We start from the raw sequence: 24,891 nt of genomic DNA on the forward strand, positions 1-24,891 counted from the left end.
ACCCACCCCAATCATCTCCAACCGGCTCACCGCGTCCGGCTCACCGCGTCCGGCTCACCGCGTCCGGCTCACCGCGTCCGGCTCACCGCGTCCGGCCCGTCCAGCCCAGCCCGTCCAGCCCAGCCACCTGGTCCACTCCAACCGGCGCACCGCGATTGGCCCGCTCCGACCGGCCAGGATTCCCGGCCTGGCACACCGCGACCAAACCAACCCAGGCCCGCCCCAACCCAGGCCCGCCCCAACCCAGGCCCGCTTCAACCAATAGCCCTTTGCCTGCAAACCCACGCCTCGCCAACCGACTAGGAGCCGAGGAGCCGCCCAAATGTTTCTTGAAGTGGTGCTGAGCTTCGCCGTCATCCTCATCGTGTTCCTGGTTCTGCCCTTGATCATCGGTCAGACCGAACACAAGGTCATGGCCCACATGCAGTCACGCCTGGGCCCCATGTACGCGGGTCGCTTCCACGGCTGGGCGCAGCTCATCGCCGATGGGGTGAAGTTCGCCCAGAAGGAGGACATCATCCCGGCCGCGGCCGACCGCCGCATCTTCATGATCGCCCCCGGCGTGGCTCTGGTCCCTTATCTTGTCGTCCTGATCGCCATCCCCATCGATCGCGGCCGCGTCGCCGTCAACCTCGATCTCGGCCTTTTCTTCGTCCTGGCCGTCATGGGCGTCGGCGTGCTCGGCTCGATCATGGCCGGTTGGGCGTCGGCCAACAAATATTCGGTTCTCGGCGGCATGCGTTCGGCCGCTCAGCTCATGTCGTACGAGTTGCCTCTCGTCCTGGCGGCCTCCTCCGTGGCGATGGCCGCGGGCACTCTGTCGATTCCCGGCATCGTCGAAGCGTGGCAGTGGTGGTGGCTGCCGTGGCAGGCCATCGGCGGCGTCGTCTTCTTCCTCGCGGGTCTGGCCGAGCTTCGTCGCCCCCCGTTCGACATGCCGATCGCCGAGTCCGAGATCATCATGGGCCCGATGACCGAGTACACCGGCATGCGTTTCGCCCTCTTCATGCTCTCCGAGTACGCCGGCATCGTCGTCTTGTCCTTCTTGACCACCGTCCTGTTCCTCGGCGGCTGGCACGGCCCGTTCCTGCCCGGCTGGATGTGGACGCTGATCAAGGTGTTCCTGCTGTCGTTCGTCGTGATCTGGCTCCGCGTGACGTACCCGCGGCTGCGCGAGGACCAGCTCCAAAAGCTCGCCTGGGCCGTCCTCGTCCCGCTGGCCCTCCTCCAACTCGCCCTCACGGGTATCATCAAGGTCGCCTTCTAACGGAGCGGAAACTCCGCATCTCCCTCCTTCGTCATACATGAACAGCGACTTAATGGGGGAAATGGCCAATGAATCAGCTCCGTCCCATCGCAGGCGCAACAAAGGGCAGTAGACGCCCCAAAACCGTTCTGATCTCTGACGGAGCAACTCTGACCGTCACCGACAACGCTTCGGGCCATTCGCTACGCGTGACACCGGCCGCCCTCTACACCTATAAATACGTCCAGCAGTCCACCACGAAATCCGGCCATGATCCTAAGCTCCCCTCTGTCAAAGGCATGGCCGCCTTGGACGCCGACGGCCTCGTCCTGCTCGACTTACCGGGCGAGTGGTACAAGACGGACGTGGAGCGGTTCATCGCGAAGTCCGGCATCCCGCTGGTGGACGCCCGCTCACAGCCCCCGCACCAAGTACGCACGACGCTGGCGAGCCGCGCTCCCGGCTGGCAACGTTTACGTGGCCTCCCAGACCGCGCCCTGCGTAAGTGGCAGAAACCGGCAGCCATCGGCGCCGGAGCCGTCGGCTTGATCACCATGGCCTACCTGGTCTCTGTCGGCTTATGGGGCGCCTGGCGCGGCCTGTCCGCGGTCGGCTCGATGTTCCTGGATCTCCTCCACGTCAAATGGCTGGGAGTAGCATTCAGCCCGGCCCTGCTGTTCATTCGCCCCGTCCGGGCAAGGTTGCACCGCTGGCGCACAAAACGGGGATTCGTCCTGGGCCTGCCATGGGGCCTCAACCTACGCACCGAACCGTACGACAAAATCCGCATCATCCACGGCAGCCACGTGATAACCGAACTACGCACGGGCGAATCGCCAGGCCAGGCATTCAGCCTGCTGCTTTACTATCACGAGGACCTGACCGGCCTCTTCATCCTCGACAGACCCGGTCGCGCCCTCCACCACCTTCCGGGCCCCTGGTCCCCGGAAGTCGCCAACACCTTCGCCAAACGCAACAAACTCATCCTGGCCGTACACCGCCTGACCCGCGACGAGTACCTCGCCCTCACCAAGAACACCCAGGAAGCAACGCCCTGACACGCCAGCCCTCGGCAGCGCGATCTTCGTACATCAACCCGATCAGTGAACGATCGCCAACATCACATCAGAGGCCGAAGGCCGATTCTCCGACTGCTTGTTCAGGCAAGATCCCACGATCCCACGTAACGCAGGCGGCAACGGCGATAAGTCCGGATGGAACGTGAGCACCCGGTTGAACACCGCGGGCACGGTATCCTCCCCGAACGCCGGCCGTCCCGTCGCCGCGAACATCATCGTCACAGCCCAACTGAACACATCGGAAGCCGGCCCCACAGTCGCCCCGGTCAACTGCTCGGGCGACATATAAGGTGGCGTCCCCACCATTTTCCCGGACGTCATGGTCACTTGATCCAGCGCTCGCGCGATTCCGAAGTCGATCACCCGAGGCCCGTCGTGCCCGATGAGCACGTTGCTCGGCTTGAAGTCACGATGCACGATCCCGGCCTTGTGGATGGCGGCCAACGCCCCGGCTGTGGACAACGCCAGCCGAGTCAGACTGTCCTCGTCGCGCGGCCCGTGCTTCTTGACGAGTTGCTCGAGAGAGGGCCCCTCCACGTACTCGCTGACAATGTACGCGTGCTGCCCCGTGATGTTCACATCGAGCACCCGGGCTGTGGAAAACGTCGCCACCCGACGGGCCGCGTCCACTTCCCGCGCGAACCTGGCCCGCGCCATCTCGTCGACCAGATCATGCAGCACCTTCACCGCCACCCGCGACCCGTTGGGCGCCATGGCCAGGTAAACGGCGCCCTGCCCGCCCCGCCCGAGAGACTGGAGCACCCGATAGTGCCCGATCCAGTCCGGCTCCCCGGGACGCCGCTGGTGGGAGGGCGAAGTGGTCCGCTGGTGCAGGTCGGTCGGCTGGTACGGAACTGCCTTCTGGTACGTGGGTGCCTTGAGCCGTGCCCGCACCATGAACGGCACCAGAATCCCGGAATGGATGACCCCGCCGATCCAACTGACCACAAGCCCCAGCGACACCAACATGGACAAAGGGTCAGGAATGTCCTCGCCGTACGCCAGTACCGCGATCACGAACGACCCGATGCTCACCAGGTAGCCTGACGCGGCGAGAACCTGCCAGACGCTCTGCATCCAGAAAGCCGCGAACCCGATCGTGAACGGGGTCGCCAAACCGCAGGTGAACAGGGGTAGGCAGGCCCACACGACGGCGGCCGCCCACGCCCCGGCACTGGGACGGACCGTATGGCTACGCTGCATGGCCGAGAGACTATCGCCCTACCGTCCTTCGTATCCGCCCATGCACACAGCCTGTGGATAACCTCCGGCCAACCTGTGGATGACTGTGGAAAACCTGGGGACAAGGCTCTGTATCATTCACCTGTGCGGCCAAGTACGTCATGATGTTGAGGCATGGGGCGGATACCGGGAGTAGGTCTGGCGAAAGGGTTGTCCATCACCCTTCGCCACATGCTGCGCAAGTCGGTCACCCAGCAGTATCCCGAGGTCAAGCCCGCCCTCCCGCCGCGCAGCCGAGGCGTTATCGCCCTAGTTGAGGAAAACTGCACCTCTTGCATGCTCTGTGCCCGAGAGTGCCCCGACTGGTGCATCTACATCGACTCCCACAAGGAGACGATCCCGGCCCCCGAGGGTGGCCGCCCCCGTCAGCGCAACGTCCTCGACCGCTTCGCCATCGACTTCTCCCTGTGCATGTACTGCGGCATCTGCATTGAGGTGTGTCCCTTTGACGCCCTCTTCTGGTCGCCGGAGTTCGAGTACGCGGACGGCGACATCCGTAACCTCCTGCACGAGAAGGACAAGCTGGCCACGTGGGCCCCCACAGTCCCACCACCTCCGGCCCACGACCCCGGCGCAGAGCCCCCGAAGGAGCTCACGGCCGCCCGCCGCCCACCCGCTCGTGCCGGCAAACCGGCCGCGCAGAAGGCCGCCCCAGGAGAAACGCCCCCAGCAGGCGGCCCGGCACGCCCCTCCAGACCGAGTACGGCAAAGCCGAGCCCTCCAGAACCAGACCAGGCGACGGACGCCACTGAGCCGAACCCGACGACAGGCACCGCAGGGTCAGACCAGGCGACGGACACCGCGCAGCCGAACTCGACGCCGGGCGTCGCAGCGCCGGACCAGGTGCCGGGCACCGCAGAGCCGAACCTGGCGCCGGACGTCGCAGGGTCAGACCAGGTGGCGGGTACCGCGCAGCCAAAGCCGACGACGGGCACCAGAAGGCCAGACGCGACGAGTGGCGCCGCAGATCCGAAACCAACACCAAGCGCCACAGAACCGCCGTCCACGCCCGGCGCATCGATCGCCGAGCCGACCAAGGACATGCCCGGCGAAGGGCAATCACCCACGCCAACCGGCCGCCCTCGCAGAACGATGGCGAACGTACGCGGAATCCGCCCCCCAGGCGCCCTGCCGTCCCGCCCTCAGCCCGACGCACCTGCCACAGCCCGCACACCTGAACTCCCAGAGGGCGGCACCCCGCCCCCAGCAGAGGGCGACAAGTCCAGCACGCAAAGCCAGACAGACGCCTCCGACAACAGCACAGCCACAACAGAAGAGACGGACGACCCCAGCCGCCCCACACCACCAGGTAAGGGCACTGGCCCGTCCGGACAGCAACCCCGAGATCCGGCTTCATCCACAGGACGACCACCGCCAGAAGAGTTGTCCACAGCCTCAGGCCAACCGCAACCGGCACCCGATCCGGAGGAGCAAACTTCTCCCGCGAGCCCCCGCCGGCGCAGGATGGCCGATCCACGATCCATCCGACCGCCGGGGCGGCTCGGCCCCGACGAAACAAGGGAGTCCGAGGAGGAGTCGTGACCGAGGCGGTGCCCTCCTACCTGTCACCCACCGGGCAAGAGATCGTCTTCTTGCTGCTGGGCGCGGTAGCGGTTGGATCGGCGCTGCTTGTCGTCACGACCAAACAACTCGTCCACGCCGCCCTCTGGCTGGTGGTCTGCTTCGGCGCGCTGGCGGGCGGTTACCTGGTACTGACCGCCGAGTTCGTGGCATGGGTCCAGGTGCTCATCTACGTGGGCGCGGTCGTCGTGCTGATGCTCTTCGGCATCATGCTGACCCGCGCGCCCATCGGCCGGTCCGCGGACCTCGACAGCGGCAACCGGCTGATCGCGGCCGTGGTGGCCATAGCGACGGCGGCCATCCTGGTCACAGTGGTGATCGACGGCTTCCGAACGGCGTACACACCGCTGACCCCCGGCTCGGGAGCCGCGAAGGAACTGGGTGCCAGCGTGTTCGCCACCTGGGTCCTGCCCTTCGAGGCCCTCTCGGTGCTCCTGCTGGCGGCGTTGATCGGCGCCATCGTGATCTCCCGCACAGACATCTCCGCAGGCTCCCCAACCGATCAGAACGGCAGCCCATCACCGAGCCCCGACGAGACCCGAACCACAGCCCATCCACCGCCCCAAGAGACAGACGGCACCCGCGCGCCCGACGGCTCTGACAAGACCGCGAGCGACACTGCCGACGGCAGCCGTCCACCCGACCAGAGCGGGGGGAACTAGTGCACATCGTCTATCCGGCGGTCGTCTCCGCGCTCCTATTCTCCATAGGCGTGTACGGCGTGCTCGCCCGGCGCAACACGATCCTCGTGCTGATGTCGGTCGAGCTCATGCTCAACGCCGTCAACCTCAACCTGGTCGCCTTCGACGTGTGGCTGGGCGACCGCCTGCACAGCGGCCAAGTCCTCACCCTCTTCGTCATCGTCATCGCCGCCGCCGAGGTCGGACTGGGCCTCGCGATCGTGCTGGCCCTCTACAGAAACCGCAGCACCGTCGACATCGACCACCTCCGGGCCCTGGCCGAACCCACCGACGACTCCCACAGTCCGCGAGCCTTCGAACGCTCCCAGCCCCGCATCGAGATCCGCACCCCCGACCTCGAGCCGACTGGTGCGCCGAAGGTCGGGCAAACCCAAGCAGATCACCACAGAGATCATGAGGACGGCCCGACCTGGACCGAGCAGGCAGCAGAAAGCCGACAGAGCTTGGCCGAGCAGGCGGGGAAAGCACAACAGGACCAAGCCGAGCAGCCGGATACGCAGGAGCGCCGACCGCGCAGGTCTGAGCAACCGGAGGACCAGGGAGCCCGACCGCGCGGGGCTGAGCAGACAGAAGACCAGGGAGCGCGACGGCGCGGGGCTGAGCAGCCGGAGGACCAGGCAGCGCGACGGCGCGGGGTGAAAGACCGGGCAGGCCGATCAGATCGGGCAGAGGAGACGGAAGACCGGGAAGAGCCATCGGAGCAGACCGCAGCGCATGACAACGGCGGACGTGAGGGCGAGCAGCCCGTCAAGCGAGGTGGCACGCAATGACGACGTCGATCCCGCTCCTGATCATCGCCCTGCCCTTCGCAGCAGTCTTCGCCGGCCTCCTGCTTTCCCGCTGGCCCCACCACCGCCAACCCCTCAACACCAAGCCTGGCACGACATCCGCCACCACCACACAGGGCATGTCAGCTCGGGGAGGCACCACCCTCAGAGCAGCCTGGATCGCCGTCCTCCCCACAACAACCTCAGCCATCCTGGCAACCTGGCTGGCCTGGACCGGCCCCGGCTTCTCCTACCTCGCCGGCACCCCCACCACCACCCCACCAACAACCCACACCCACGGCACGATAGTCACCGGCGGCATCCCGATCTCGCTGACCCTCCAGGCCGACGCCCTGTCGAGCCTCCTGGGAGTCCTGGTGACCCTCGTGGCCCTGGCCGTACAGATCTACTCGATCGGCTACCTCAAAGACGACCCGCGCTACCCCTCCTACAGCGCCTTCATCAGCCTGTTCACCAGCGCCATGCTCCTGGTCGTCTACGCTGGCGACCTCCTGGTCCTCTACGTCGGCTGGGAGATCATGGGCCTGTGCTCCTACCTCCTCATAGGCCACTGGTGGGAGGATCGGAGCAACTCACGCGCCGCGATCAAGGCGTTCCTGGTCACCCGCCTGGGCGACGTCGGCTTCCTGTTCGGCATCTTCACCCTGGGCACGGCCGCGGGCAGCTTCCGCATCACCGACGTACTGGCGAAAGTGCCAGAAATGCCCGCGGTAACCCTGGTGACCGCGACCATGCTCCTGCTGGCCGGTGTAGCGGGCAAAAGCGCCCAAGTCCCCCTCCACACCTGGCTCCCCGACGCGATGGCGGGCCCGACCCCGATCAGCGCCCTGATCCACGCCGCCACCATGGTCGCCGCCGGCATCTTCATCGTGGCCAGACTGTTCCCCGCCTTCCAGGCGGCCCGCCCCACGATGGACGTGCTGGCCGTCATAGCCGCCCTCGGCATGCTGGGCGCCGCACTGGCGGCATTGGCCCAAGATGACCTGAAACGCGTGCTCGCCTACTCCACGGTCAGCCAACTCGCCTACATGGCGGGCGCCCTTGCCGCGGGCTCCGACACGGCGGCGATCTTCCACTTGCTGACGCACGGCGCGTTCAAGGCGCTGCTGTTCCTCTGCGCGGGTGCGGTGATCCACCACGTCGGCTCCAACCTGATGGCCCAGATGGGCGGCCTGCGCCGCGAACTGCCGGTCACGTTCATCACGATGACCATTGGTTTCGCCGCGTTGATGGGCTTTCCTCCGGCCAGCGGCTTCTTCAGCAAGGACGGCGTCCTGCTGGCCATGGACGAGGCGCTGTCCACAGGCGGCCTGACGGACGCGGCGGCGCTCCTCCTGTACGGCTGCGCGCTCGCGACCGTGGCCGTCACCGGCGCGTACGCGGCCAGAGCCTGGCTGCGAACGTTCTTCGGCCGGCCGAGGGCCGTGGCGCTCCCTGAACCGGAGCCGGGGACGGCACACGTCGTGGACGTCAGAGAGGCCCCCAGGACGATGCTCGTACCGCTCATCCTCCTGGCGATCCCCGCCCTCCTGCTGGGCTTCGCCGGCGAACCGCACCTGAACCCCGGCGTCGCCGCCACCAGCGTCGTCCTCGCCGCGCTCGGGGCCGGGGCCGTGTACGCGTTCTGGCGCATCGACCCCGTCGCCGACCCGGCGCGCATGCTCGGCCCGCTCAGGTTGCCCTGCGAGCGCGCGTTCCATGTGGACACCCTGTACGCCGCGCTGTTCGTCCGTCCGGTCCTGGCCCTGGCCAGGCTCGTCGTCAGAATGGACGACCAGGTTGTGGACGGGGCGGTACGCGGCTCGGGCAGAACAGCGCGCGGATTGTCCGGAGTGCTGCGTTTGGCGCAGAACGGCAACGTCCAGCTCTACGTCAGCGGCGTACTCGCCGGCGTCCTGCTGATCGCGGTGGGGGCGGTGGTGTTCGCATGACGAGCTGGCTCCCCATCGCCCTCCTGGCCGTGCCGCTCATCGGAGCGCTCCTGCTCCTCATCGCCCCGAACGCGCTGCGCCCGCTGCTCCGCACGTACGGACTGATCCTTTCCGGCCTCACCCTGGCGCTGGCCGCACTGCTGGTGGCGACGTTCGACTACGGCCGCGCCGCGGAGCCGCAGTTCGAGGTCGACCGGCCGTGGATCCCCGGGCTCGGGCTCCGTTTCCACCTCGGCGTGGACGGGATCTCGCTGCCACTGATCGCGCTCACGGCCCTGCTGACGTTCCTGTGCTTCGTCTATTTGTGCTGGGGCGACGGCCGGGCCCGCGAGCAGTTCACGAGGGACAGGCCGAGGGCGCTCGTGTTCACGCTGCTCGTCCTCGAAGTCGGCATGATCGGTACGTTCCTCGCCCTCGACCTGCTGCTCTTCTTCGTCTTCTTCGAGATCGTCCTCATCCCGATGTACTTCGTGATCGGCATCTGGGGCGGCGAGCGGCGCAGGGCGGCGTCGGTCAAGTTCATCCTGTACACCCTGCTCGGCTCCGTGGTGATGCTGCTCGGCCTGCTCCTCATCTGGGCCCAGACCGGCACGCTCGACATCGAGGCGCTGAACGCGGCCCACGGCGCGGGGATGTCCAGATCCGTGCAGATCCTGGCGTTCGTGGCGATAGGCATTGGTCTGGCGGTCAAGAGCCCGATGTGGCCCCTGCACACCTGGCTGCCGGACGCCCACACGGAGGCTCCCACCGTCGGGTCGGTGCTGCTGGCGGGCGTACTGCTGAAAATGGGCACGTACGGCTTCGCCAGGATCGCCATCCCCGCCCTGCCGGAGGGGGCGACGGCGGTGGCGCCATGGCTGGGCGCGTTCGCCGTGGTCGGGATCGTCTACGGCGCGCTGGCCTGCCTCGCCCAGCGCGACCTCAAACGCATGATCGCCTACTCCTCCGTGGGCCACATGGGCTTCGTCCTGCTGGGCTTCGCCACGCTGACCCCGGTGGGCATCAACGGCGCCCTCTTCGCGAACGTCGCCCACGGCCTGATCACCGGCCTGCTGTTCTTCCTGGCCGGAGCGATCAAGGACCGCTACCACACGGTCGACATGCCGTCCCTGGGCGGTGGCATGCTGGCGACGCTGCCGAGGCTGGGATCGGTGCTCACGTTCGCGTCGATCGCCTCGCTCGGGCTGCCGGGACTGGCCGGGTTCTGGGGCGAGATGCTGGCGCTGCTCGGGGCTTTCCAACCGGCGAACGGGCTGCCACGCCCGCTGTTCCTCACGTACATGGTGATCGGCGGCCTGGGCGCCGTCCTGACGGCCGCCTACTTCATCGTCATGCTCTCCCGCGTCACCCACGGCCGCCCAACCCACACACCGGAGACCCCTGCCGTCCCCCAGGGCCGACCAACTCCCACCCCGGAGACCTCCGGCGCCCCTCTCCTTCTCGGCTCCTCAGAACAACGCACCGCGACGATCGCTCAGGAGCACCCCACCCAACCGACCCCGGACGACATCAGATCTCACGAACTCGGGTCGTGGACGCCGCTCATCGTCCTGACCCTGCTGTTCGGGCTCTGGCCCGCCCTCCTCCTGTCACTGACCACCCCGGCCGTCCAGACCCTGCTGGGAGCCCTCTCATGATCCAGCAGATCGACTACTTCGTGATCGCGCCTCCCCTGGTGCTGGCCCTGGTGGCGGGGCTCGTCCTCCTGCTCGACGTGTTCCTCCCGGCCCGCCCGCGCACCAAGCCTGCCCTGGGGCTGGTCACGATGGCAGGCATCCTGATCTCCCTGGGCTTCGTCATCGCCCAGGCGACAGGAGGCGGCGGGCCGAGGTCCACGTTCTGCGTCCCTCCCGAGCGGGCGAGCGGGCTGTGCTCGTTCGTCGTGGACGGGTTCACGCTGACGTTCGGGGTTCTGGTGCTCGTGGCGGCCGTGGTGGTCGTCCTGATGTCGATGACGGAACTGGCGGGCGGCGGCATTCCGGTAGGAGAGTGGTACTTCCTCCTGCTCTGCACCCTCGTGGGCGCCGTGACCCTGCCCGCGTCCCGAGACCTGATCATGCTCGTGGTGGCACTCGAACTGGTCTCGCTCCCAGTCTTCGCCCTGACCGCCATGAGACGCTACGACGGCCGCGCGTCCGAGGCCGCCGTGAAGCTCTTCGTCGTGTCGGTCGTGTCGACCGCCGTCATGCTCTTCGGCGTCTCCCTCCTGTACGGCCTGGCCGGCACGGTCTACCTGTCCCGCCTGTCGGACGTCTTCAGCGGCCGGATCCCGGCCCCGGGCATGGCGGACGGTGCGGCCTTGACCACCGGTCAAGATCTGCCCGCCGTCGTCACGGTCGGCGTCGTCCTCGTCGTGGCGGGCTTCGCCTTCAAGATCGCCGCGGTGCCGTTCCACTCCTGGGCCGCCGACGTCTATCAGGGAGCCCCCATCCCCGTGGCCGCCCTGCTGTCGGTCATCTCCAAGGCGGCCGGGTTCGCCGGGTTGATGCTCGTCCTGACCATAGGCCTGTCCGGACAGGCCGCCACCTGGGCCCCGATCATCGCGATCATCGCCGCGCTGACCATGACCGCCGGCAACCTGCTCGCCATGCGCCAACGTTCCGCCGTGCGCCTGCTGGCCTGGTCCTCAGTCGCGCAGTCCGGCTACGTCCTGGCCCCGCTCGCCGTGGCGGCCGGGTCCGGATCGGCGATCACGACGGTCGGCGCGTCCATGGCGTACCTGCTCATTTACGCCGCCATGAACCTCGGCGCCTTCGCCGTGGTCCTGCTCGTCTCCAGGACGTCCGCCGGCAACGAACTCGACGACTACCGTGGCCTGGCCCTCCGCAGCCCGGCGGCGGGCCTGTCGCTGGCGTTCTGCCTGATCTGCCTGGCGGGGCTCCCGCCGGGCCTGGCCGGGCTGTTCGCCAAGGTGTTCGTCTTCCGTGAACTCGTCGAAGGCGGCACCGGCTGGCTGGCCGTGATCATGGCCGCAAACACCGTCATCGGCCTCTACTACTACGCCACCTGGACCGCCCGCCTCTTCACCCCAGGTGAAGCGCGGATCCCGCACCGCCCGCCCCCGACGACCTGGCCGGCCATCGGCCTGGCGGTGGCGGTGGCGGTCCTGTTCTCGCTCGCCCCGCAACTGGCGCTGGACCTGACCGCGCTCTGATCGCAGGGGACGAAGTCGCACTCCGCCCCCGGCCGGGCACGGCGGGGAACGAAGCACCGGGTCACAGTCGTTGGACCTGGTGAACCCAGACCACGAAGGGGGGAACCTTGCACCACAACGGTCTGCGCACCGCCGTACTGCTGGGCGGTCTGTCGGCGCTGATCATCGCGGTGGGCGCGTGGTTGGGCGGCGGCACCGGTGTACAGATCGCGTTCATGCTCGCCCTGGCGAGCAACGGCGTCGCCTACTTCTTCTCCGACCGCATCGCCCTGTCGGCCATGCGGGCCAGGCCGGTCAGCGAGGTCGAGCAGCCAACGCTCTACCGGATCGTACGGGAGCTCTCCACCGAAGCCCGCCAGCCGATGCCACGCCTGTACATTTCACCCACGGTGCAGCCGAACGCCTTCGCGACGGGCAGAAGCCCCCGCAAGGCCGCCGTGTGCGTCACGTACGGCCTGACCCAACTCCTCACCGAGGACGAACTGCGCGGCGTGATCGGCCACGAGCTGTCCCACGTATACAACCGAGACATCCTCATCTCCTCGGTGGCCGGCGCCTTGGCCACGATGATCACCTGGCTGAGTTACGTGGCGGTCTTCTTCGGCGGCTCGGACGACGACGAGGGGCCCGGTTTCGTGGGCGCGCTGCTCATGATGGTGCTCGGACCGGTGGCCGCCGGCATGGTCCAGATGGCCATATCCCGAACAAGAGAATTCCAGGCCGACGAATCAGGCGCCCGGCTCACGGGCGATCCTCTGGCGCTGGCCTCGGCACTCCGCAAGATCGAGATGGGCGCCCGCAGGCTCCCGCTCCCCGAGAACAGCCGCCTCACCTCGGCGTCCCACATGATGATCGCCAACCCGTTCAGCGGCTCCGGCTTCGGCCGCCTCTTCTCAACGCACCCGCCCACATCCGAGCGAGTCGCCCGGCTGGAGCGCATGGCCGGCTACCGCCGCTGACACCGAAGCAGCCCCGGTCGAGGCCGTCCCAACGCTTCGACCGGGGGGAGAGGACGTCGTCACGCGAACTACGGAACCCCGGCGGCGAACCGACCACAGAGAAGACGCTTACTCGACCACTCGGGAAACCCCGTCGTAACCCCCGGAAGACTCGGAACCCTGAGAAGCCTTGGGATCCCCGGAAGCCCCATTCCTCGAAGCAGTCGGAGCCGTCGGACTGGTCAAGGGAACCGGGGCAGTCGCCGTGATCCCCCGCAGAACCACCGCGAGATCCTCCGGAAAATACATCTCCTCGGTGCTCTCCAACTCCGCCGCGCTCCACCACCGATACCCGGTCGTCGTATCCCTCTCGACCTGCTCCATATGCTCGAACGATACGGCCGCCGCATCACCCACCCGAATCGCGAAGAAGGTCTGATCCTGCGTGATGATGTGGTCGGCCCAGGTGAACTCGATCGTGTTGGTCCCGTACGGCCCGGTGAAATCGTCCGGACTGACCCGGATCCCGACCTCCTCGAACAGCTCGCGCGCCGCGGTCTCCCGCAACGTCTCGCCACCCTCCATCGCGCCGCCGATCGTGAACCAGAACGGCAGATCTGGCTGAGCCGGATCAAAGCCGCGAAGTAGAAGTACCCGGTCCTGGTCGTCAAGGGGCAGCGCACGCGCCGTAAAGCGGCGCACGGGGATCTTTGTCACGAATACCGAGCTTACGTTCAGAGCGCGCGCGAAGCGGCCCGAGGCACAGGAGAAACCGCGTCGCCCTCATGGCCAACGCGCTCTCGGTCATGTGCCCCGGATGCGCCCGTCCTCCGATCAAACCCAGAGCCGTACGCTCTCATGCCCGCTTAGCGGTAGTTCACGAACTGGAGGGCAATGTCGAGGTCCTTGCCCTTGAGCAGCGCAATGACGTCCTGGAGATCATCCTTCTTCTTCGAGCTGACCCGCAGCTCTTCACCCTGAATCTGCGCCTTGATCCCCTTGGGACCCTCGTCGCGGATCAGCTTGGAGATCTTCTTGGCGTTCTCCTGGTCGATGCCCTCCTTGAGGCTGACCAGCATGCGGTATTCCTTGCCCGACAGCTTGGGCTCGCCCGCATCGAGAATCTTCAGCGAAAGCCCCCGCTTGACCACCTTCTCCTTGAGCACGTCGAGCGCGGCATTAGCCCGCTCCTCACTGTTCGCCTTGATCTCGATGTTGTCCTGCCCGGACCAACTGATGCTCGCCCCGGTGCCCTTGAAGTCGAACCGGTGCCCAACCTCCTTGACCGCCTGGTTCAGCGCGTTATCGACCTCCTGCCGGTCGATCTTGCTGACGATGTCGAAAGACGAATCAGCCAAAACACCCATCCTCTCGGCTGCGAAAGCACTATCCGGATCCTGCTTCCCCGGCGTACGCCAAACGCGTGGACCCAGCGAACGAGCCTAGCCAGCATCGGCCCGCCGCGCAGGACCCCGACCCCTGTACAGGCAAGCATCCAGATTCGTCCCCCCTCACCCCACCCGCCTTGCCCAAGCTCACAGCCCACCAACACCCCTCGGGACTCCGCCACGACCTCCCCGTCTCGGCGCATCGGGTTCCAGAGATCCGGCTCGGGACAAACCGGTGTCACGCACACCTCCGAAGTCCGCTATTCTTCTATCTGTCGCCGCGAGAGCGGATGACAAGGCAGGTTGCCCGAGTGGCCAAAGGGAGCGGTCTGTAAAACCGTCGGCTCAGCCTACGCAAGTTCGAACCTTGCACCTGCCACACCAGCGGGAAGGGGCCCGTCACCAGCGGCAACGCGGTGACGGGCCTCTCACGTTGTGTCCGGCTGGTGACGGCGATCACCGGTGTCCTACGGCCTCTCACGGCCTATCCGTCCGTGAACCGTTCTCTCACCTCTTTCTCCGCTGGCCGTATCTCCACAGGAGGTAGCCGACCGGCAGCACGAGCACCAGCAGCCGGGCGGAGTCATCGCGGATGCCGTCGAACTGGAGCTGGTGCAGCAGGCCGACGCGCAGGGATTCGTCCCCGGTGAGGAGTCGGGCGAGGGCCACCAGCCCGTACACCACCAGGGCGTCCATGGCCGCCGTCAGAGCGCGCCGCCCAGAGATCGGCGGTGCCGCGGAGCCGGATGCGAGCAGCACCAGCAGGGCAGCCGCCAGCAGGCACAGCTCCCAAAGCCCCCAGCCGCCGGAGAGAGCCTCGAACCAGTCCGGGGTGAACATGGGCAGCGAGCCGGAGCAGATGCCGTCCCCCTCGTAGTCGGCCGAGAGCGGCCGGACGAGCGCGATCAGCGCCAGCACCCAGGCGGTACGCGGTCCCGCCGTCGCCGAATGCCGCCGCACGAGGGCGACCAGCACGGCCAGCACAGGCACGGCCCAGCTCGTCGCGAGTTCGGTTAGCGTGGTGAGGTCGTCGCGCAACGGCAGGAACGGCGAGCGGTCGATCGAGTCGTACAAGCGTACGCAGCCCACGATGCCCTCGGTGAAGCCCCCGTAGTAGTCCCTCGCGTAGTACTCCTCGGACAGGCTAGACGCCGTGAACAGGGAGGACCATTCGAACCAGCTCTTCCAGGTGTCCCAGGTGGGGTAGGCCGCGGCGGCGAGGGCCGCCATCCAAGCTAACGGGGCTGAGGGTGACACGTAAGGGGCTCCTTTGCTTCTGGCGCACCCTATCGGTGATCTTGGGCGGCGAGCGTTGAGCCTGCTCCAGGAGCGCAAAAGCGCGCCGGATGGTGATGCGACCGACTCCGCGTTCTTGGGCGAGTGTGTTCTCCCCGGGCAGGACGGATCCCACGGCGATCTTGCCTGTGGCGATGTCCTTCCGGAACTCGGCGGCAACCACGTCTGCGCGGGTCTGCGCGTGTTCGGGGCCGCCGACGAACCAACCTTTGCCGTGGATGGCCGCGATGAGCCGTTCGCCGGCCAGGAGTTGCAGCGCCTGGCGGGCCGTGCCTTTCGATACGCCGAACTCCTCGGCGATGGCGGCCTCACCGGGGAGTTGCTGGCCGGCGACGAGAGCGCCGCTGTCGATGCGCTTGCGGAGCGTCTCGGCGATCGTCTCGTACTGCGTGGCCGCGGCGCGAGTGGCCGTCGCAGGGTCGCTGCCCATGACGCGCCGGCCCCGGTCGGCTTCGCTCGCCACCAGTCCTGAGCGCTCCAGTTCGGCCACCGCTTGGCGGACCGTTCCTCGCGCGACGCCGTACGTGCGGGCAAGCGTGGCCTCGGAGGGGAGCATGGCGCCGGCGGGGGGATCGCCTTGGAGGATACGACTGCGGATGTCCTGGGCTATCCGAACGTAGGTAGGGGCATCCGTCGCCTTGCTCATCGCGCTCCCTCGCCGAGGCACAGTGTCTCCAGGGTAGGGCGGGCGCGTGTGGCCAGCAGGATTTACCGGCCTCACGTCCCCCAATTCCTTTCCCGTCATGAGCGTGCCGGACGCGAGGTGACACCAGGTTGTTGCCGTGTGGCGACGAGCTGCGATCTTGTTGGTACAGCCGCGCAATCCGCAGAACCTGTTGAAGCACTTCAGGTCAGCTAACGGTATGGCTCAGATGCGCGAGGTCGAGGCCCCGCGCTATGCCGCAGAAACCCGCAGATTGTGACCAGAGACGGGTGGGGTGGACATCACATGAACGCGGACGCGACTCACACGGCTCGCTTACCACGAGATTTACGAGCACGGTGTTGTCGCTCGGCGGCGGCACGAGCAGCTTCCTCGCGTTGGTGTTGGAGGGCATGAAAGGTCAGGAGCGCCGCCCAGACCTCGCGTGCCTGCCGGTACAGTCCCCTGGCCGTTTCCTCATAGCGGCCCGGTTCGCTGGCGGGGCGCAGGACGAGAAAGTGTCCGCCCTGGGCGACCCATTCGTACGCCCCGCAACACGAGGTCTCCGTGATCCGGGCGTTGCCCCGGGACGGACCCTGGTACGGCTCCCACCGTACCTGCGGCGGCTCAGGCTGACTCAAGGGCTGCGCTCCTCTGAGCGTACTTCTGCAGGTAGCGGTGAACTTTGCGGCGGCTCCGCTGCCACGTGCACTTGTAAGCGAGCTGGATGGGGGAGTCGGCGACCAACTCCGGCAGGATCCGGTAGGCGATCTCTTCCCTGGTCAGCTTGGGGAGCGGCCTGGCGTGCCACACGCCGTCGGAGTCGCGCCAGACGTAAAACCGTCTGAACGCACCACGGAGATCAGGGTCAGACAGAGCCTCGCGAACCGTAGCCATGTGAGATTGCGCCTTCCGTCCTAATTTCAGATAATTGGTTCCTTGAAAATCCTCGCAGAGTGATGTTTGCCCACGTTAACGCTAGGGCCTCATGGCCACAAGGCTCATGGCAATATAGCCCTGTAACGCTTGTGTGCCGTGATCGACTACAGCTCTGGGGTGCCGGTCTACCGGCAGGTCGCGGCTGCGATCCGCGATGACATCACGGCCGGCCGCTACCGGCCCGGAGCGTGGTTGCCCTCGGAGGCTCAGCTCTCACAGATGTACGAGGTGGGCCGCGACACAGTACGCGAAGCCCTGGCCCACCTCCGCGCCGAGGGACGCATCACCACGGTGCGCAAGCGGGGGTCGATGGTGGCCGTTGAGCCGACCCGCGAGCCGTACCCGGTGCCGGCTGGGGTGCGTGTGATCACGCGCATGCCGACGCCGGACGAGCGGCGGGAACTGGCCACGTCCGCTGAGTTGCGGGAGTTCGGTGGGATGCCGGAGGGCGTGCCAGTGTTCGAGGTTGTTCCGGGGCCGCGGAAGCACCGAAAGGTTCTGCGCGGGGATCAGGTGGAGCTGATCACCGCAGAACCGCCACCCGGCGAGTGATCCTCGGCAGGCGGCGGTTCTGCGGAATACTGCGGCAATCTACTGACCGTTCGGAATCCTTGTGCAGCTGACGTCGGCAAGCTAGTTGACCTGCCTGGACACGTCGTAGCGTCTATTCTGCGGATTCTGCGGATTCTGCGGATCGAGGCTGCGGGTGGATTGAGTTCGGCAGTAGGCGCATAGCTAGGACAGTTCCATCCTCATGTACTGAGACGGGGCCCTCCCACTCCTCATCTCACGCCTGTTCAGGCCAAGATCCGCGCCTGGCGTAAACTTCCTCGCGGTACTGCTCGACCCTGCCTAGCGCCAGTTTTCCATCCGCGCTCCTCGGAGACAGGAGAGCGAAAAGATCGTCTGCGACTCCGGAGAACGCCTCCACGCGCCTACTATTACGGCTGCCGTAACTGAGTGCCGCATAACAAGCACGCTGCCGAATAGTTCTTGTAGGTACCAAGGGCGGCGCTCCGCGCCGCCAGCGCGGGCCGCCCCCAGGCCACACGCTGCGCGTGCGGCCTGGGGGCCGTTCTCGCGCGTACCCGCGCTCGGGCCGCACCGCTCAAAATCCCTACCCGTCAGCGATCAGGTCTCGCTACATTGCCGTCGTGACATCGTCCTTCCAGTACGAAATCAACTGTTGGGCTTGCGGTGAAGACCAGGCAGCCGAGGAGCAGGCAGAACTTGTGACTGGCCGGAGCGGCGAGCACGATGGCCAGAAGATTCGATTAGCCATCGCCACGTGCTATCACTGCTCTGCGCCTAGCGTGCTCTACCAAGAGCTCATCTGGGATGACTACACCGAGGAAGAGCGTGTTCGCTCCACGCGAGCGGATGCGGTCTGGCCCATCTCTGATGAGCGAAGCTATGTCCGCTCAGTTGCCATCCCCGAAGAACTGCGCCGAGAGCACCGGGAAGCGGAACGTTGTTTCAATGCCGACGCGTATACGGCTACCGTCGTCATGGTCCGACGAGCGCTGGAAGGGGTCTGCTCCCATCACAACATCACAGCCACGAACCTGGTCCGCGCGCTTGAAGAGATGGAGCGTCAGGGGCTGATCGAAGGCCGCCTTCTGGAGTGGGCGCAGGAGCTTCGCGTACTTGGGAACCAAGCAGCCCACTTCACGGGGCGTCCAGTCGCTCGCCAAGACGCGCAGGATGCTCTCGAATTGGCCGAAGCTCTCTTGGACTATTTGTACCTATTTACTGGGCGCTTCAACGCGTTCAAGAAGCGCCGAGATGAGGCACAGCAGAATGCCTCCGGCGGGGGTGCTCCGGCTCCGGGATGATCGCCGCGTGGTGCGTAGGGCCGTAGGTGGTTGAGGGGGAAGCGTGATCATCCCGCCCACCATCGCCCCGGGACAAGCCGAGCAGGCCAGGGCCACGGGGCCAAGGTTGTTCCTCCGGTTGAGGGCTCCACCTTGTCCCCGGCCTGCTTCCCTTTGGGCGGGACGACGGCAGACGGGATGATCAGGTGGGAGGCGTGTGCGTCCGCACGGGGATGTGGCCGGGTATGTTGTCGCAGCAGGTAGAGAATCCGCTGTGGCGAGGGCACTCGCGACCTGTCCGCCACCTGATTTGCGACAATCACGCTGTGCGTCTCTTATTGAGGTCGGCCTTGGCCGGGTCCGCAGTGGCGGTCTTACTGCTGCTCCTGCTCGCCTGGCCGACCACCAACTCGGATTCCGAGCTAAAGCTGGCAATGGCGTTTGCGCTGGCGCCTTTCCCGCTCAGCATGGTGGCTGCGTGGTTGGCCCGCCTGCCCTACTGGCCGGCCGTTGGTCTGGTGGCCCCCTTCGTCATGCTGGCGGTCGTCGCGCTCCAGCCGGAGTATGACTCCTGGGTGTCCAACGAGACCCTTGCATTCGGCATGCTGATTGGGGTCCCCGTGGTCGTCGGCTTCATGCTTACGGCCCTGCTCTGTGCCCTGCTCGCCGGAAAGACCCCCCGGACCATGAGCTGGAAAGTAGGCGACCTTTTTCAGTTGGTGCCGTATGCCTCAGCCGGGACGTCTGGCTGCCCGGGTGTGCAGGTCCCGCATCTCCTTGTCGAGGGGTGGCACCGGCCCTATGGCAGGGATGTCGGGTGCAATCTCAGTGATCGGCAGGCTTCGCACGGGTGAGGCGGGGCGGCCGAGCGCTGTGCGCCACTCGACGAGTTGTGCGGCGGAGTGGATGTAGACGATCCGGCCCAGCCCGACCCAGGCATGAGCCGCCGAGCACATCGGGCAGTGCTCGCCCGACGTGTACACCGTGGCGGTTGATCGTTGCCGTGGTGTGAGGTTCGCTGCCGCCCACCGGGACAGGGTGATCTCGGGGTGGGCGGTGGGGTCATTGGTGGTGGTCTCACGGTTGCGGTCCTCGGCCAAGACGGCTCCGTCGGCGTTCGTGAGCACGGATCCGAACGGGTCGTCGCCCGCATCGAGGGCCTCGGTGGCGAGCGTGATGCAGCGGCGCAGATGCGTCAGGTCAGTGGATGTGAGGTTCTCGACGGTCATCGTGGTCCTCCCGAGTTTCATGCGAGCCTGAGTTCTCCGCGACCTGTGATGATCCCGGACCCGGAGATCCGTACGCGGTCGCCGTCGACCTCGACCTGGATCCGGCTGGGGCGCCCGAGCCTATGGCCTTGCTCAATGACGACCAGACCCCCATCGACCCGTTGTGTACGAGCGAGCAGCGCGGCGAGCGGACCCGCAGCCGTGCCGGTGGCCGGATCCTCGACGATGCCCACGGTGGGATTGAAGAACCGGCTGTAGGCGTCCGCCTTGGGCTCCCCAGGGGCGCTGGTGTAGACGTAGCAGCCTTCGGCGTCCACCTCGGCCAGGATCGCGGCCAAGGCCCGGGTCTCGACGGCGGTGCCGTCGACTGCCCGGCGATCGACCAGCGGGACGAGCAAGTGAGCAACTCCCGTGGATACGACCTGCGCCGGCTGATCAATGGAAAGGTCTTCGGGCCTGAGTCCGAGTGCGGCGGCGAGGCGACGGGTGTCCTCGACCACGGGTCCGAACACGGGTGAGGACTGTTCCATCACAACACGGATACCTCGCCCGTGCTGGCGGACGATCTCGACCGGCAGCACGTCCCCGCCGATTTCCTGCATCAGTGTCTGGGACGGTTCTTCTCCGATCAGTCCCTGGTCGGCGAGCCACAGCCAGGCGCCGAGTGCGTTGTGGCCGGCACCGTCGACTTCGGCGCCGATCGGAGTGAACGACCGCAGCCGCCACGCGGCCTCCGGTCGGGTGGGCTGGAGCAGGAAGGTGGTCTCGGATTGGTTGAACTCGCGGGCGATGTCGCGCATCTGGTCCAAAGTCAGTCCGTCCGCGTCCGGCATCAGCGCCAGCGGGTTACCGGTCAGCGGGCGCTCAGCGAAGACGTCGACGAAGAAAAACGGTGTCCAAGTCGTCATGAGGTCAACGCTAGGGAGGCCGCATGGGGGTGTTACACGCCAAATCGATTGACTACTGGTGGTTTCGGCGCAGAATCTGCGGGATCCTGCACGAATGACCAACACACCAGCCGCCAGTCTGCTGGACGACGTGGACCGTGCCCTGATCGTGGCCATCCAGACCGACGGCCGCGCGACCTTGGCCAAGCTCGCCGAGACCATCCAGCTCAGTGTCTCGGCCACGCGGACCCGGCTGCGCTCATTGGAGGAGCACGGAGTCATCGGGGACTATCGGGCGCGCGTCGAGCCCGAAGCCTTGGGCTACACCCTGCGCGCGATCGTCCGGATGAAGGTCCACGGTTCGCTGTACGACAAGGTCACTGCCATTCTGGCCAGCCAACCGCAGATCGTGCGCTGCCTGCGTGTCACGGGGGAGTCTTGCTACGTGATGGAGATCGTCGCCACCGGAATGAGTGACCTCGAGCAGATCACCTCCGAACTCTCCCGCGTCGGCTCCATCACCACCGACCTGGTCTACGAGATGGTCGTCGACCGCCCCATCCCTCTCTGACGGACGCTTCCCACTCGCGAAGCTCTCGTCGGCATTGCGGCCACGTCGAACCCGCTCAGCGGCACAACGCGTCGATGAGATCCGGGAAATGCGGGAACTCTGCTCGTGCGGCGGTCACGATCTGGGTAGGCGAACGGCGGCGGCCGGGTGCGTGTCGCTCGGCGATGGTGGTGAAGGTCTCGTTCGGCTGTGCAGGGGAGTCGGGGTCCTTGAAAGCCTCGGCAGGGCCCAATCCGGCGGCGAACAGCCAGAGGAGGTCGCCGAGATCGCGGGCGATCACGCCGTGCTCACCTTCGGAACCGATGTAGACGACGGGCTGGTCGCTGATCGCCGCATTGGGACGTACCAGCCAGAAGCCGGTGTAGTCACCCGCCCCGGTCGTGCCGAAGAAGCGGAACTCGCTGCCGTCGACCTCTTGGTTGCCGGTCCACAGGCGGAACCACCACGCCGTCCGGTCGGACTCCTCGAACTGGTCGTATGGCTCGAAGTCACAGCCGCGGGCCTCGTCGGTTTCCTCGTCCCACTCCCACTCGAAGCCGGCCTCGGCCACCTCGGCCAGGGCAGTGGGCAATGCGAGATCGTCAGACACGTTCGCCACCCCAGGAAGATTAGACGATCACTGGTGCGGTGAGCGTAGATCGGTCCTGGAGGCAGGTCATGAAGCCGCCCCTTGGGAGAGCATGACTGCCCATAGTTCCTGTGGGCAGGTGCCGAGACGGGTCCATGAGGACTCTGTTCTGATCAAGCTGGATACGTCGGACGCACGCGCGACCACTTACGGTGCGGGCGGACGGAACAACGTCGCCATATATCCGATTGGAGGGCATCATGCCTTCTACCCGTGAGCTGTTCGACAGCCTCGCGGTACACGCCGCTCTCGATACCCAAACCCTCGCGTCCGTCGTGGACGCTCTCTCCGAATGCGAGCAAGCCGTCACCGCGTGCGTGGCCGGCATGCTGGGCGCACACGACGTCGACGGGATGCGCTCGTCGGTGCTGTGCGACATGGACTGCGGGGACGTCGCGTTGGCCACCCGCCGGCTGCTCACCCGGGCGACCCGCGAGGACAGCGCGTTGGTCGCCGCTCAGCTCGAAGTGTGCCTGATGGCCTGCCGGCGTAGCCACGAGGCATGCAGCCGGAACGCCGCAGCCCACGCGCATTGCAACTTGTGCGCCGAAGCGACAGAACGCGCAGCCGATGCCTGCCGCCGAGCCCTGCAGGCGTTGCGCGGCTGACGATCCCGTTCCTCCCGCACCGCGGGTCCGGGCCAGTCGCGTTGCGGCTGGCCCGGTCTCACTTCCTGCTGGATCAACCTCGTCCCGCAGCCTGCGTAACCTCATCGCGTAGCAGCGGAGGGCGGAACACGGTCCCGTTGTCTATTTCTGTACCGTTCAGTTTCACTGTGGGCGTGTGGGACAGCTTCTGCTCGTCACGGATTTTCTGGCTGTACGCCAGGTGCGCCTGCGCGTTCTTCTGAGAGGTGACGCACTGCTCGAAGTCCGGCGCGGTCACCCCGACCTCCTTGCCCAATCGCACGAGCAGGTCGGTGGTGAAGCCTTCGACGGTCTCGCCGGGCTGGTTCTTGAAGAGCAGGTCGTAGAAGGCCATCCACTGCTTGCCGTCCGCGATGCATCGGGCGGCGTTGCCCGCGCGCACGGAGTTGGACCGGGTCGGCTCCTGGGAGAAGATCGTGATGGGGTGGTAGACGACCTTGGCCCTGCCCTCGGCGGCGAGGTTCTTGAATGTCTGCCCGCTGACCCGCCCGGCCTCCTTGCAGGCCGGGCACTGGAAGTCCTCGTAGATGTCGACCACCGGCGCGGTGACACCGCTCTTGGCCATGACGACGCTGCCGTCGGGCTGCACGGTGATCGGCGCGAGCGCACCCGTGGCCTCCTCCGATCTGGACGTGCTGGCGTTGTACCACCAACCGGCCCCAACTGCTGCCACGGCGACTACCCCTGCGGTGAGGTACGTCACCAGGCGCCGGCGCTTCTCGCGCGCGTGGGCGATGGCCTGCTGCTCCTTGATCTTCTCGCGCCTGGGCTGGGGCGCTCGCTTGCCCTTGCTCATCACTCGTCCTCCTCTTCATCGTCATCATCAGTGGCGGCCCCAAGTCCGAGGGCACCGTCGAGCGCGAAGCGGCCCGACGGGAAACGCGCGGTCCAGGCGCCGAGCAGCACGAGACCGAAGTCGCGCAGGATGTCGAGCAAGTATGTCGGCTCCTGCCCCACCCCGAGTCGGCCCCCTCCGCCGAAGCAGCCGCAGTCGATTCGCAGCCCGTGCGCCCACGGCCAGGCGCTGATGTGAATGGTGGGTTGCTTGTGAGGAGATGATCACGACCTGCTCCACGGGTTTGGGGAGGCCACGGCGATATGCGGGCGTCCGGTGATGGGGTGAGGCCCGACGTGTGCACGCACGCCGAAGACCTCTTCGATGAAGATGGGGGTCAGCACCTCCAGGGGCGGGCCGTGCCCGGCGACGCGGCCGTCGCGCAGGACGACGACCTGGTCGGCGAAGGCGTTGACGCCGCCGGTCATCACAGCTGGCAGTTCGTTGGCGTTCATCATGGCCATGCCGGGATAGGCGATGAGTACCTCGGATGCCTGGACGGAGGACGGCGACCCGGGCGCCGGGGGCGACGATCGTGGCGGGCTGGTCGCGGAAACATGTTGTGCCTATTAGGCTCCAACCGTGATCACGGTAGTCGACTATGACGCCACATGGCCGGATCGGTTTGAGGCGTTGCGCAAGGAGTACGCCAAGGCATTAGAAGCCGCTAGCGTACCTGTGATTTCCATCGAACATGTCGGTAGCACGTCAGTTCCCGGGCTGGCCGCCAAGCCGATCATCGACTGCGACATTGTGGTAGCAGAGCAAGATGTCGAGGCCGCTTCGGACGTCCTGATCGGCTTGGGCTTCTCGCCGTTGGGCGAGCTGGGGATCCCCCAGCGATGGGCGTTCAAGGAACCCGCACGACTCGCCGGGACCAACACCTACGTCATCGTTGATGGGTCGCTGTCGCTCCGCAATCACCTCTCGGTCAGAGACATCCTGCGAACCAACTCGGGACTTCGTGACCAGTACGCCATGGTGAAGAAGCGCGTTGCCGGGAAGGCCGCCAACATCGTCGACTACGGCCGAGGGAAGAACGCGATGGTGCAGGCCATCCTCGCGGAGGCCGGTCTGACTGACGCTGAACGAGCATCGATAGACAGCAACCAGGTGCCGTCACACGATGAGATTCCGAGGTGACAAGTGACCACGCACTGCAGGACACTCGCCGACCGCCTCAGCACCACCCTGGGTTGCGATACGAGTCGCATCCGCTTCTGCGCCGGGGCCTAAAGCAGTCAGTTACGCCGGGCGGGAGCAATCGTCAATACCTGTGGATCAAAGTCTTTAAGCAGCGACGGGTGACCGCCCCTCGGGAGACGTCTCGTCCGGCCGCTCGACGAGCTTGCCG

26 protein-coding genes and 1 tRNA gene are annotated in these 24,891 nt (G+C 66.5%); 15 read left to right on the forward strand and 12 right to left on the reverse strand.

Translation table 11 applies throughout. The annotated features are described in order from the left end of the window. Window positions 1-322 precede the first annotated feature (322 nt). On the forward strand, window positions 323-1,267 hold the full coding sequence (nuoH, locus tag ACFOY2_RS27910) for an NADH-quinone oxidoreductase subunit NuoH (protein ID WP_379531034.1): 945 nt from the start codon (window positions 323-325) through the stop codon (window positions 1,265-1,267). Window positions 1,268-1,335: 68 nt separating this feature from the next. Next, window positions 1,336-2,304: a hypothetical protein gene (locus ACFOY2_RS27915; RefSeq protein ID WP_379531035.1), complete on the forward strand. Its 969-nt coding sequence runs from the start codon at window positions 1,336-1,338 to the stop codon at window positions 2,302-2,304. Between the two features lie 42 nt (window positions 2,305-2,346). Here ACFOY2_RS27915 and ACFOY2_RS27920 read toward each other — a convergent pair whose 3' ends face one another. Next, the gene (locus tag ACFOY2_RS27920; RefSeq protein ID WP_379531036.1) at window positions 2,347-3,528 is read right to left on the reverse strand and encodes a serine/threonine-protein kinase; all 1,182 of its coding nucleotides are present in this window, start codon (window positions 3,526-3,528) and stop codon (window positions 2,347-2,349) included. A 210-nt stretch (window positions 3,529-3,738) separates the two neighbouring features. On the opposite strand from ACFOY2_RS27920, the gene ACFOY2_RS27925 reads away from it, so the two are divergent. The 7 genes from ACFOY2_RS27925 to htpX all read left to right on the forward strand — a co-directional run bounded on the left by ACFOY2_RS27925 (window position 3,739) and on the right by htpX (window position 12,681). Next, entirely contained in the window at window positions 3,739-5,109 is a 1,371-nt protein-coding gene (locus ACFOY2_RS27925) for a NuoI/complex I 23 kDa subunit family protein (protein WP_379531037.1), read from the forward strand. Further along, window positions 5,106-5,810, forward strand: a complete 705-nt coding sequence (locus ACFOY2_RS27930; protein ID WP_379531038.1) for an NADH-quinone oxidoreductase subunit J family protein — start codon at window positions 5,106-5,108, stop codon at window positions 5,808-5,810. The genes ACFOY2_RS27925 and ACFOY2_RS27930 overlap by 4 nt, the downstream gene beginning before the upstream one ends. After that, entirely contained in the window at window positions 5,810-6,619 is an 810-nt protein-coding gene (nuoK, locus tag ACFOY2_RS54755; RefSeq protein WP_449290144.1) for an NADH-quinone oxidoreductase subunit NuoK, read from the forward strand. Before ACFOY2_RS27930 ends, nuoK begins: the two co-directional genes overlap by 1 nt. Further along, window positions 6,616-8,568, forward strand: coding sequence for an NADH-quinone oxidoreductase subunit 5 family protein (locus ACFOY2_RS27940; RefSeq protein ID WP_379531039.1), 1,953 nt, complete (start codon window positions 6,616-6,618; stop codon window positions 8,566-8,568). The genes nuoK and ACFOY2_RS27940 overlap by 4 nt, the downstream gene beginning before the upstream one ends. Beyond that, window positions 8,565-10,205: a complex I subunit 4 family protein gene (locus ACFOY2_RS27945; protein WP_379531040.1), complete on the forward strand. Its 1,641-nt coding sequence runs from the start codon at window positions 8,565-8,567 to the stop codon at window positions 10,203-10,205. Before ACFOY2_RS27940 ends, ACFOY2_RS27945 begins: the two co-directional genes overlap by 4 nt. Continuing rightward, window positions 10,202-11,722 (forward strand): NADH-quinone oxidoreductase subunit N, encoded by a 1,521-nt coding sequence (locus ACFOY2_RS27950; RefSeq protein ID WP_379531041.1) that lies wholly within the window; start codon window positions 10,202-10,204, stop codon window positions 11,720-11,722. The genes ACFOY2_RS27945 and ACFOY2_RS27950 overlap by 4 nt, the downstream gene beginning before the upstream one ends. 107 nt (window positions 11,723-11,829) lie before the next feature. After that, window positions 11,830-12,681, forward strand: a complete 852-nt coding sequence (gene htpX, locus ACFOY2_RS27955; protein ID WP_379531042.1) for a zinc metalloprotease HtpX — start codon at window positions 11,830-11,832, stop codon at window positions 12,679-12,681. A 108-nt stretch (window positions 12,682-12,789) separates the two neighbouring features. On the opposite strand, the gene ACFOY2_RS27960 is transcribed toward htpX, so the two are convergent. After that, window positions 12,790-13,377 carry an NUDIX hydrolase gene (locus ACFOY2_RS27960; protein ID WP_379531043.1) on the reverse strand — a complete coding sequence of 196 codons (588 nt, stop codon included), beginning with the start codon at window positions 13,375-13,377 and terminating at the stop codon, window positions 12,790-12,792. Window positions 13,378-13,526: 149 nt separating this feature from the next. Continuing rightward, on the reverse strand, window positions 13,527-14,027 hold the full coding sequence (locus tag ACFOY2_RS27965; protein ID WP_357819320.1) for a YajQ family cyclic di-GMP-binding protein: 501 nt from the start codon (window positions 14,025-14,027) through the stop codon (window positions 13,527-13,529). Between the two features lie 318 nt (window positions 14,028-14,345). Here ACFOY2_RS27965 and ACFOY2_RS27970 point away from each other — a divergent pair. Then, window positions 14,346-14,427, forward strand: a tRNA-Tyr gene (locus tag ACFOY2_RS27970). A gap of 128 nt (window positions 14,428-14,555) precedes the next feature. On the opposite strand, the gene ACFOY2_RS27975 is transcribed toward ACFOY2_RS27970, so the two are convergent. From ACFOY2_RS27975 to ACFOY2_RS27985, 3 genes are all read right to left on the reverse strand, one after another. Further along, on the reverse strand, window positions 14,556-15,278 hold the full coding sequence (locus ACFOY2_RS27975) for a hypothetical protein (protein ID WP_379531044.1): 723 nt from the start codon (window positions 15,276-15,278) through the stop codon (window positions 14,556-14,558). After that, the gene (locus tag ACFOY2_RS27980) at window positions 15,193-15,990 is read right to left on the reverse strand and encodes a GntR family transcriptional regulator (protein WP_379531045.1); all 798 of its coding nucleotides are present in this window, start codon (window positions 15,988-15,990) and stop codon (window positions 15,193-15,195) included. The genes ACFOY2_RS27975 and ACFOY2_RS27980 overlap by 86 nt, the downstream gene beginning before the upstream one ends. A 624-nt stretch (window positions 15,991-16,614) precedes the next feature. After that, on the reverse strand, window positions 16,615-16,884 hold the full coding sequence (locus tag ACFOY2_RS27985; protein WP_379531046.1) for a hypothetical protein: 270 nt from the start codon (window positions 16,882-16,884) through the stop codon (window positions 16,615-16,617). A gap of 138 nt (window positions 16,885-17,022) precedes the next feature. Here ACFOY2_RS27985 and ACFOY2_RS27990 point away from each other — a divergent pair, with 138 nt between their 5' ends. Together ACFOY2_RS27990 and ACFOY2_RS27995 are read left to right on the forward strand one after the other, a co-directional pair. Then, window positions 17,023-17,478 (forward strand): GntR family transcriptional regulator, encoded by a 456-nt coding sequence (locus tag ACFOY2_RS27990; protein WP_379531047.1) that lies wholly within the window; start codon window positions 17,023-17,025, stop codon window positions 17,476-17,478. 602 nt (window positions 17,479-18,080) lie between these two features. Then, window positions 18,081-18,761, forward strand: coding sequence for a DUF4145 domain-containing protein (locus tag ACFOY2_RS27995; protein ID WP_379531048.1), 681 nt, complete (start codon window positions 18,081-18,083; stop codon window positions 18,759-18,761). Window positions 18,762-19,471: 710 nt separating this feature from the next. Here the strand turns inward: ACFOY2_RS27995 and ACFOY2_RS28000 are convergent. Continuing rightward, window positions 19,472-19,969 carry a nucleoside deaminase gene (locus ACFOY2_RS28000; protein ID WP_379531049.1) on the reverse strand — a complete coding sequence of 166 codons (498 nt, stop codon included), beginning with the start codon at window positions 19,967-19,969 and terminating at the stop codon, window positions 19,472-19,474. Between the two features lie 17 nt (window positions 19,970-19,986). Further along, the gene (locus tag ACFOY2_RS28005; protein ID WP_379531050.1) at window positions 19,987-20,877 is read right to left on the reverse strand and encodes a PhzF family phenazine biosynthesis protein; all 891 of its coding nucleotides are present in this window, start codon (window positions 20,875-20,877) and stop codon (window positions 19,987-19,989) included. A 94-nt stretch (window positions 20,878-20,971) separates the two neighbouring features. On the opposite strand from ACFOY2_RS28005, the gene ACFOY2_RS28010 reads away from it, so the two are divergent. After that, window positions 20,972-21,427 carry an Lrp/AsnC family transcriptional regulator gene (locus ACFOY2_RS28010; protein ID WP_379531051.1) on the forward strand — a complete coding sequence of 152 codons (456 nt, stop codon included), beginning with the start codon at window positions 20,972-20,974 and terminating at the stop codon, window positions 21,425-21,427. A 55-nt stretch (window positions 21,428-21,482) separates the two neighbouring features. Here the strand turns inward: ACFOY2_RS28010 and ACFOY2_RS28015 are convergent, their stop codons facing one another. Next, a complete protein-coding gene (locus ACFOY2_RS28015; protein WP_379531052.1) occupies window positions 21,483-22,016 on the reverse strand; it encodes an SMI1/KNR4 family protein in 534 nt (177 codons plus the stop codon). Between the two features lie 239 nt (window positions 22,017-22,255). Here ACFOY2_RS28015 and ACFOY2_RS28020 point away from each other — a divergent pair, with 239 nt between their 5' ends. After that, on the forward strand, window positions 22,256-22,663 hold the full coding sequence (locus ACFOY2_RS28020) for a four-helix bundle copper-binding protein (protein WP_379531053.1): 408 nt from the start codon (window positions 22,256-22,258) through the stop codon (window positions 22,661-22,663). Between the two features lie 73 nt (window positions 22,664-22,736). Here the strand turns inward: ACFOY2_RS28020 and ACFOY2_RS28025 are convergent, their stop codons facing one another. The 3 genes from ACFOY2_RS28025 to ACFOY2_RS28035 all read right to left on the reverse strand — a co-directional run bounded on the left by ACFOY2_RS28025 (window position 22,737) and on the right by ACFOY2_RS28035 (window position 24,001). Continuing rightward, on the reverse strand, window positions 22,737-23,498 hold the full coding sequence (locus ACFOY2_RS28025; protein WP_379531054.1) for a DsbA family protein: 762 nt from the start codon (window positions 23,496-23,498) through the stop codon (window positions 22,737-22,739). Next, window positions 23,498-23,638 carry a hypothetical protein gene (locus tag ACFOY2_RS28030; RefSeq protein WP_379531055.1) on the reverse strand — a complete coding sequence of 47 codons (141 nt, stop codon included), beginning with the start codon at window positions 23,636-23,638 and terminating at the stop codon, window positions 23,498-23,500. Before ACFOY2_RS28030 ends, ACFOY2_RS28025 begins: the two co-directional genes overlap by 1 nt. A gap of 123 nt (window positions 23,639-23,761) precedes the next feature. After that, window positions 23,762-24,001, reverse strand: a complete 240-nt coding sequence (locus ACFOY2_RS28035) for a hypothetical protein (protein ID WP_379531056.1) — start codon at window positions 23,999-24,001, stop codon at window positions 23,762-23,764. Window positions 24,002-24,119: 118 nt separating this feature from the next. On the opposite strand from ACFOY2_RS28035, the gene ACFOY2_RS28040 reads away from it, so the two are divergent. After that, a complete protein-coding gene (locus ACFOY2_RS28040) occupies window positions 24,120-24,680 on the forward strand; it encodes a GrpB family protein (protein WP_379531057.1) in 561 nt (186 codons plus the stop codon). Window positions 24,681-24,891: the final 211 nt, after the last annotated feature.

The sequence above is a fragment of the Nonomuraea purpurea genome (assembly GCF_042650645.1).
Classification (GTDB): Bacteria; Actinomycetota; Actinomycetes; order Streptosporangiales; family Streptosporangiaceae; genus Nonomuraea; species Nonomuraea purpurea.

Excerpts from the sequence above, each read along its gene's own strand:
- nuoH (WP_379531034.1), top strand. The coding sequence starts at position 323 with ATGTTTCTTGAAGTGGTGCTGAGCTTCGCCGTCATCCTCATCGTGTTC.
- ACFOY2_RS27915 (WP_379531035.1), top strand. The coding sequence starts at position 1,336 with ATGAATCAGCTCCGTCCCATCGCAGGCGCAACAAAGGGCAGTAGACGC.
- ACFOY2_RS27920 (WP_379531036.1), bottom strand. The coding sequence starts at position 3,528 with ATGCAGCGTAGCCATACGGTCCGTCCCAGTGCCGGGGCGTGGGCGGCC.
- ACFOY2_RS27925 (WP_379531037.1), top strand. The coding sequence starts at position 3,739 with ATGCTGCGCAAGTCGGTCACCCAGCAGTATCCCGAGGTCAAGCCCGCC.
- ACFOY2_RS27940 (WP_379531039.1), top strand. The coding sequence starts at position 6,616 with ATGACGACGTCGATCCCGCTCCTGATCATCGCCCTGCCCTTCGCAGCA.
- ACFOY2_RS27945 (WP_379531040.1), top strand. The coding sequence starts at position 8,565 with ATGACGAGCTGGCTCCCCATCGCCCTCCTGGCCGTGCCGCTCATCGGA.
- ACFOY2_RS27950 (WP_379531041.1), top strand. The coding sequence starts at position 10,202 with ATGATCCAGCAGATCGACTACTTCGTGATCGCGCCTCCCCTGGTGCTG.
- ACFOY2_RS27965 (WP_357819320.1), bottom strand. The coding sequence starts at position 14,027 with ATGGGTGTTTTGGCTGATTCGTCTTTCGACATCGTCAGCAAGATCGAC.
- ACFOY2_RS27975 (WP_379531044.1), bottom strand. The coding sequence starts at position 15,278 with ATGGCGGCCCTCGCCGCCGCGGCCTACCCCACCTGGGACACCTGGAAG.
- ACFOY2_RS27980 (WP_379531045.1), bottom strand. The coding sequence starts at position 15,990 with ATGAGCAAGGCGACGGATGCCCCTACCTACGTTCGGATAGCCCAGGAC.
- ACFOY2_RS27985 (WP_379531046.1), bottom strand. The coding sequence starts at position 16,884 with ATGGCTACGGTTCGCGAGGCTCTGTCTGACCCTGATCTCCGTGGTGCG.
- ACFOY2_RS28000 (WP_379531049.1), bottom strand. The coding sequence starts at position 19,969 with ATGACCGTCGAGAACCTCACATCCACTGACCTGACGCATCTGCGCCGC.
- ACFOY2_RS28005 (WP_379531050.1), bottom strand. The coding sequence starts at position 20,877 with ATGACGACTTGGACACCGTTTTTCTTCGTCGACGTCTTCGCTGAGCGC.
- ACFOY2_RS28010 (WP_379531051.1), top strand. The coding sequence starts at position 20,972 with ATGACCAACACACCAGCCGCCAGTCTGCTGGACGACGTGGACCGTGCC.
- ACFOY2_RS28020 (WP_379531053.1), top strand. The coding sequence starts at position 22,256 with ATGCCTTCTACCCGTGAGCTGTTCGACAGCCTCGCGGTACACGCCGCT.
- ACFOY2_RS28025 (WP_379531054.1), bottom strand. The coding sequence starts at position 23,498 with ATGAGCAAGGGCAAGCGAGCGCCCCAGCCCAGGCGCGAGAAGATCAAG.
- ACFOY2_RS28035 (WP_379531056.1), bottom strand. The coding sequence starts at position 24,001 with ATGGCCATGATGAACGCCAACGAACTGCCAGCTGTGATGACCGGCGGC.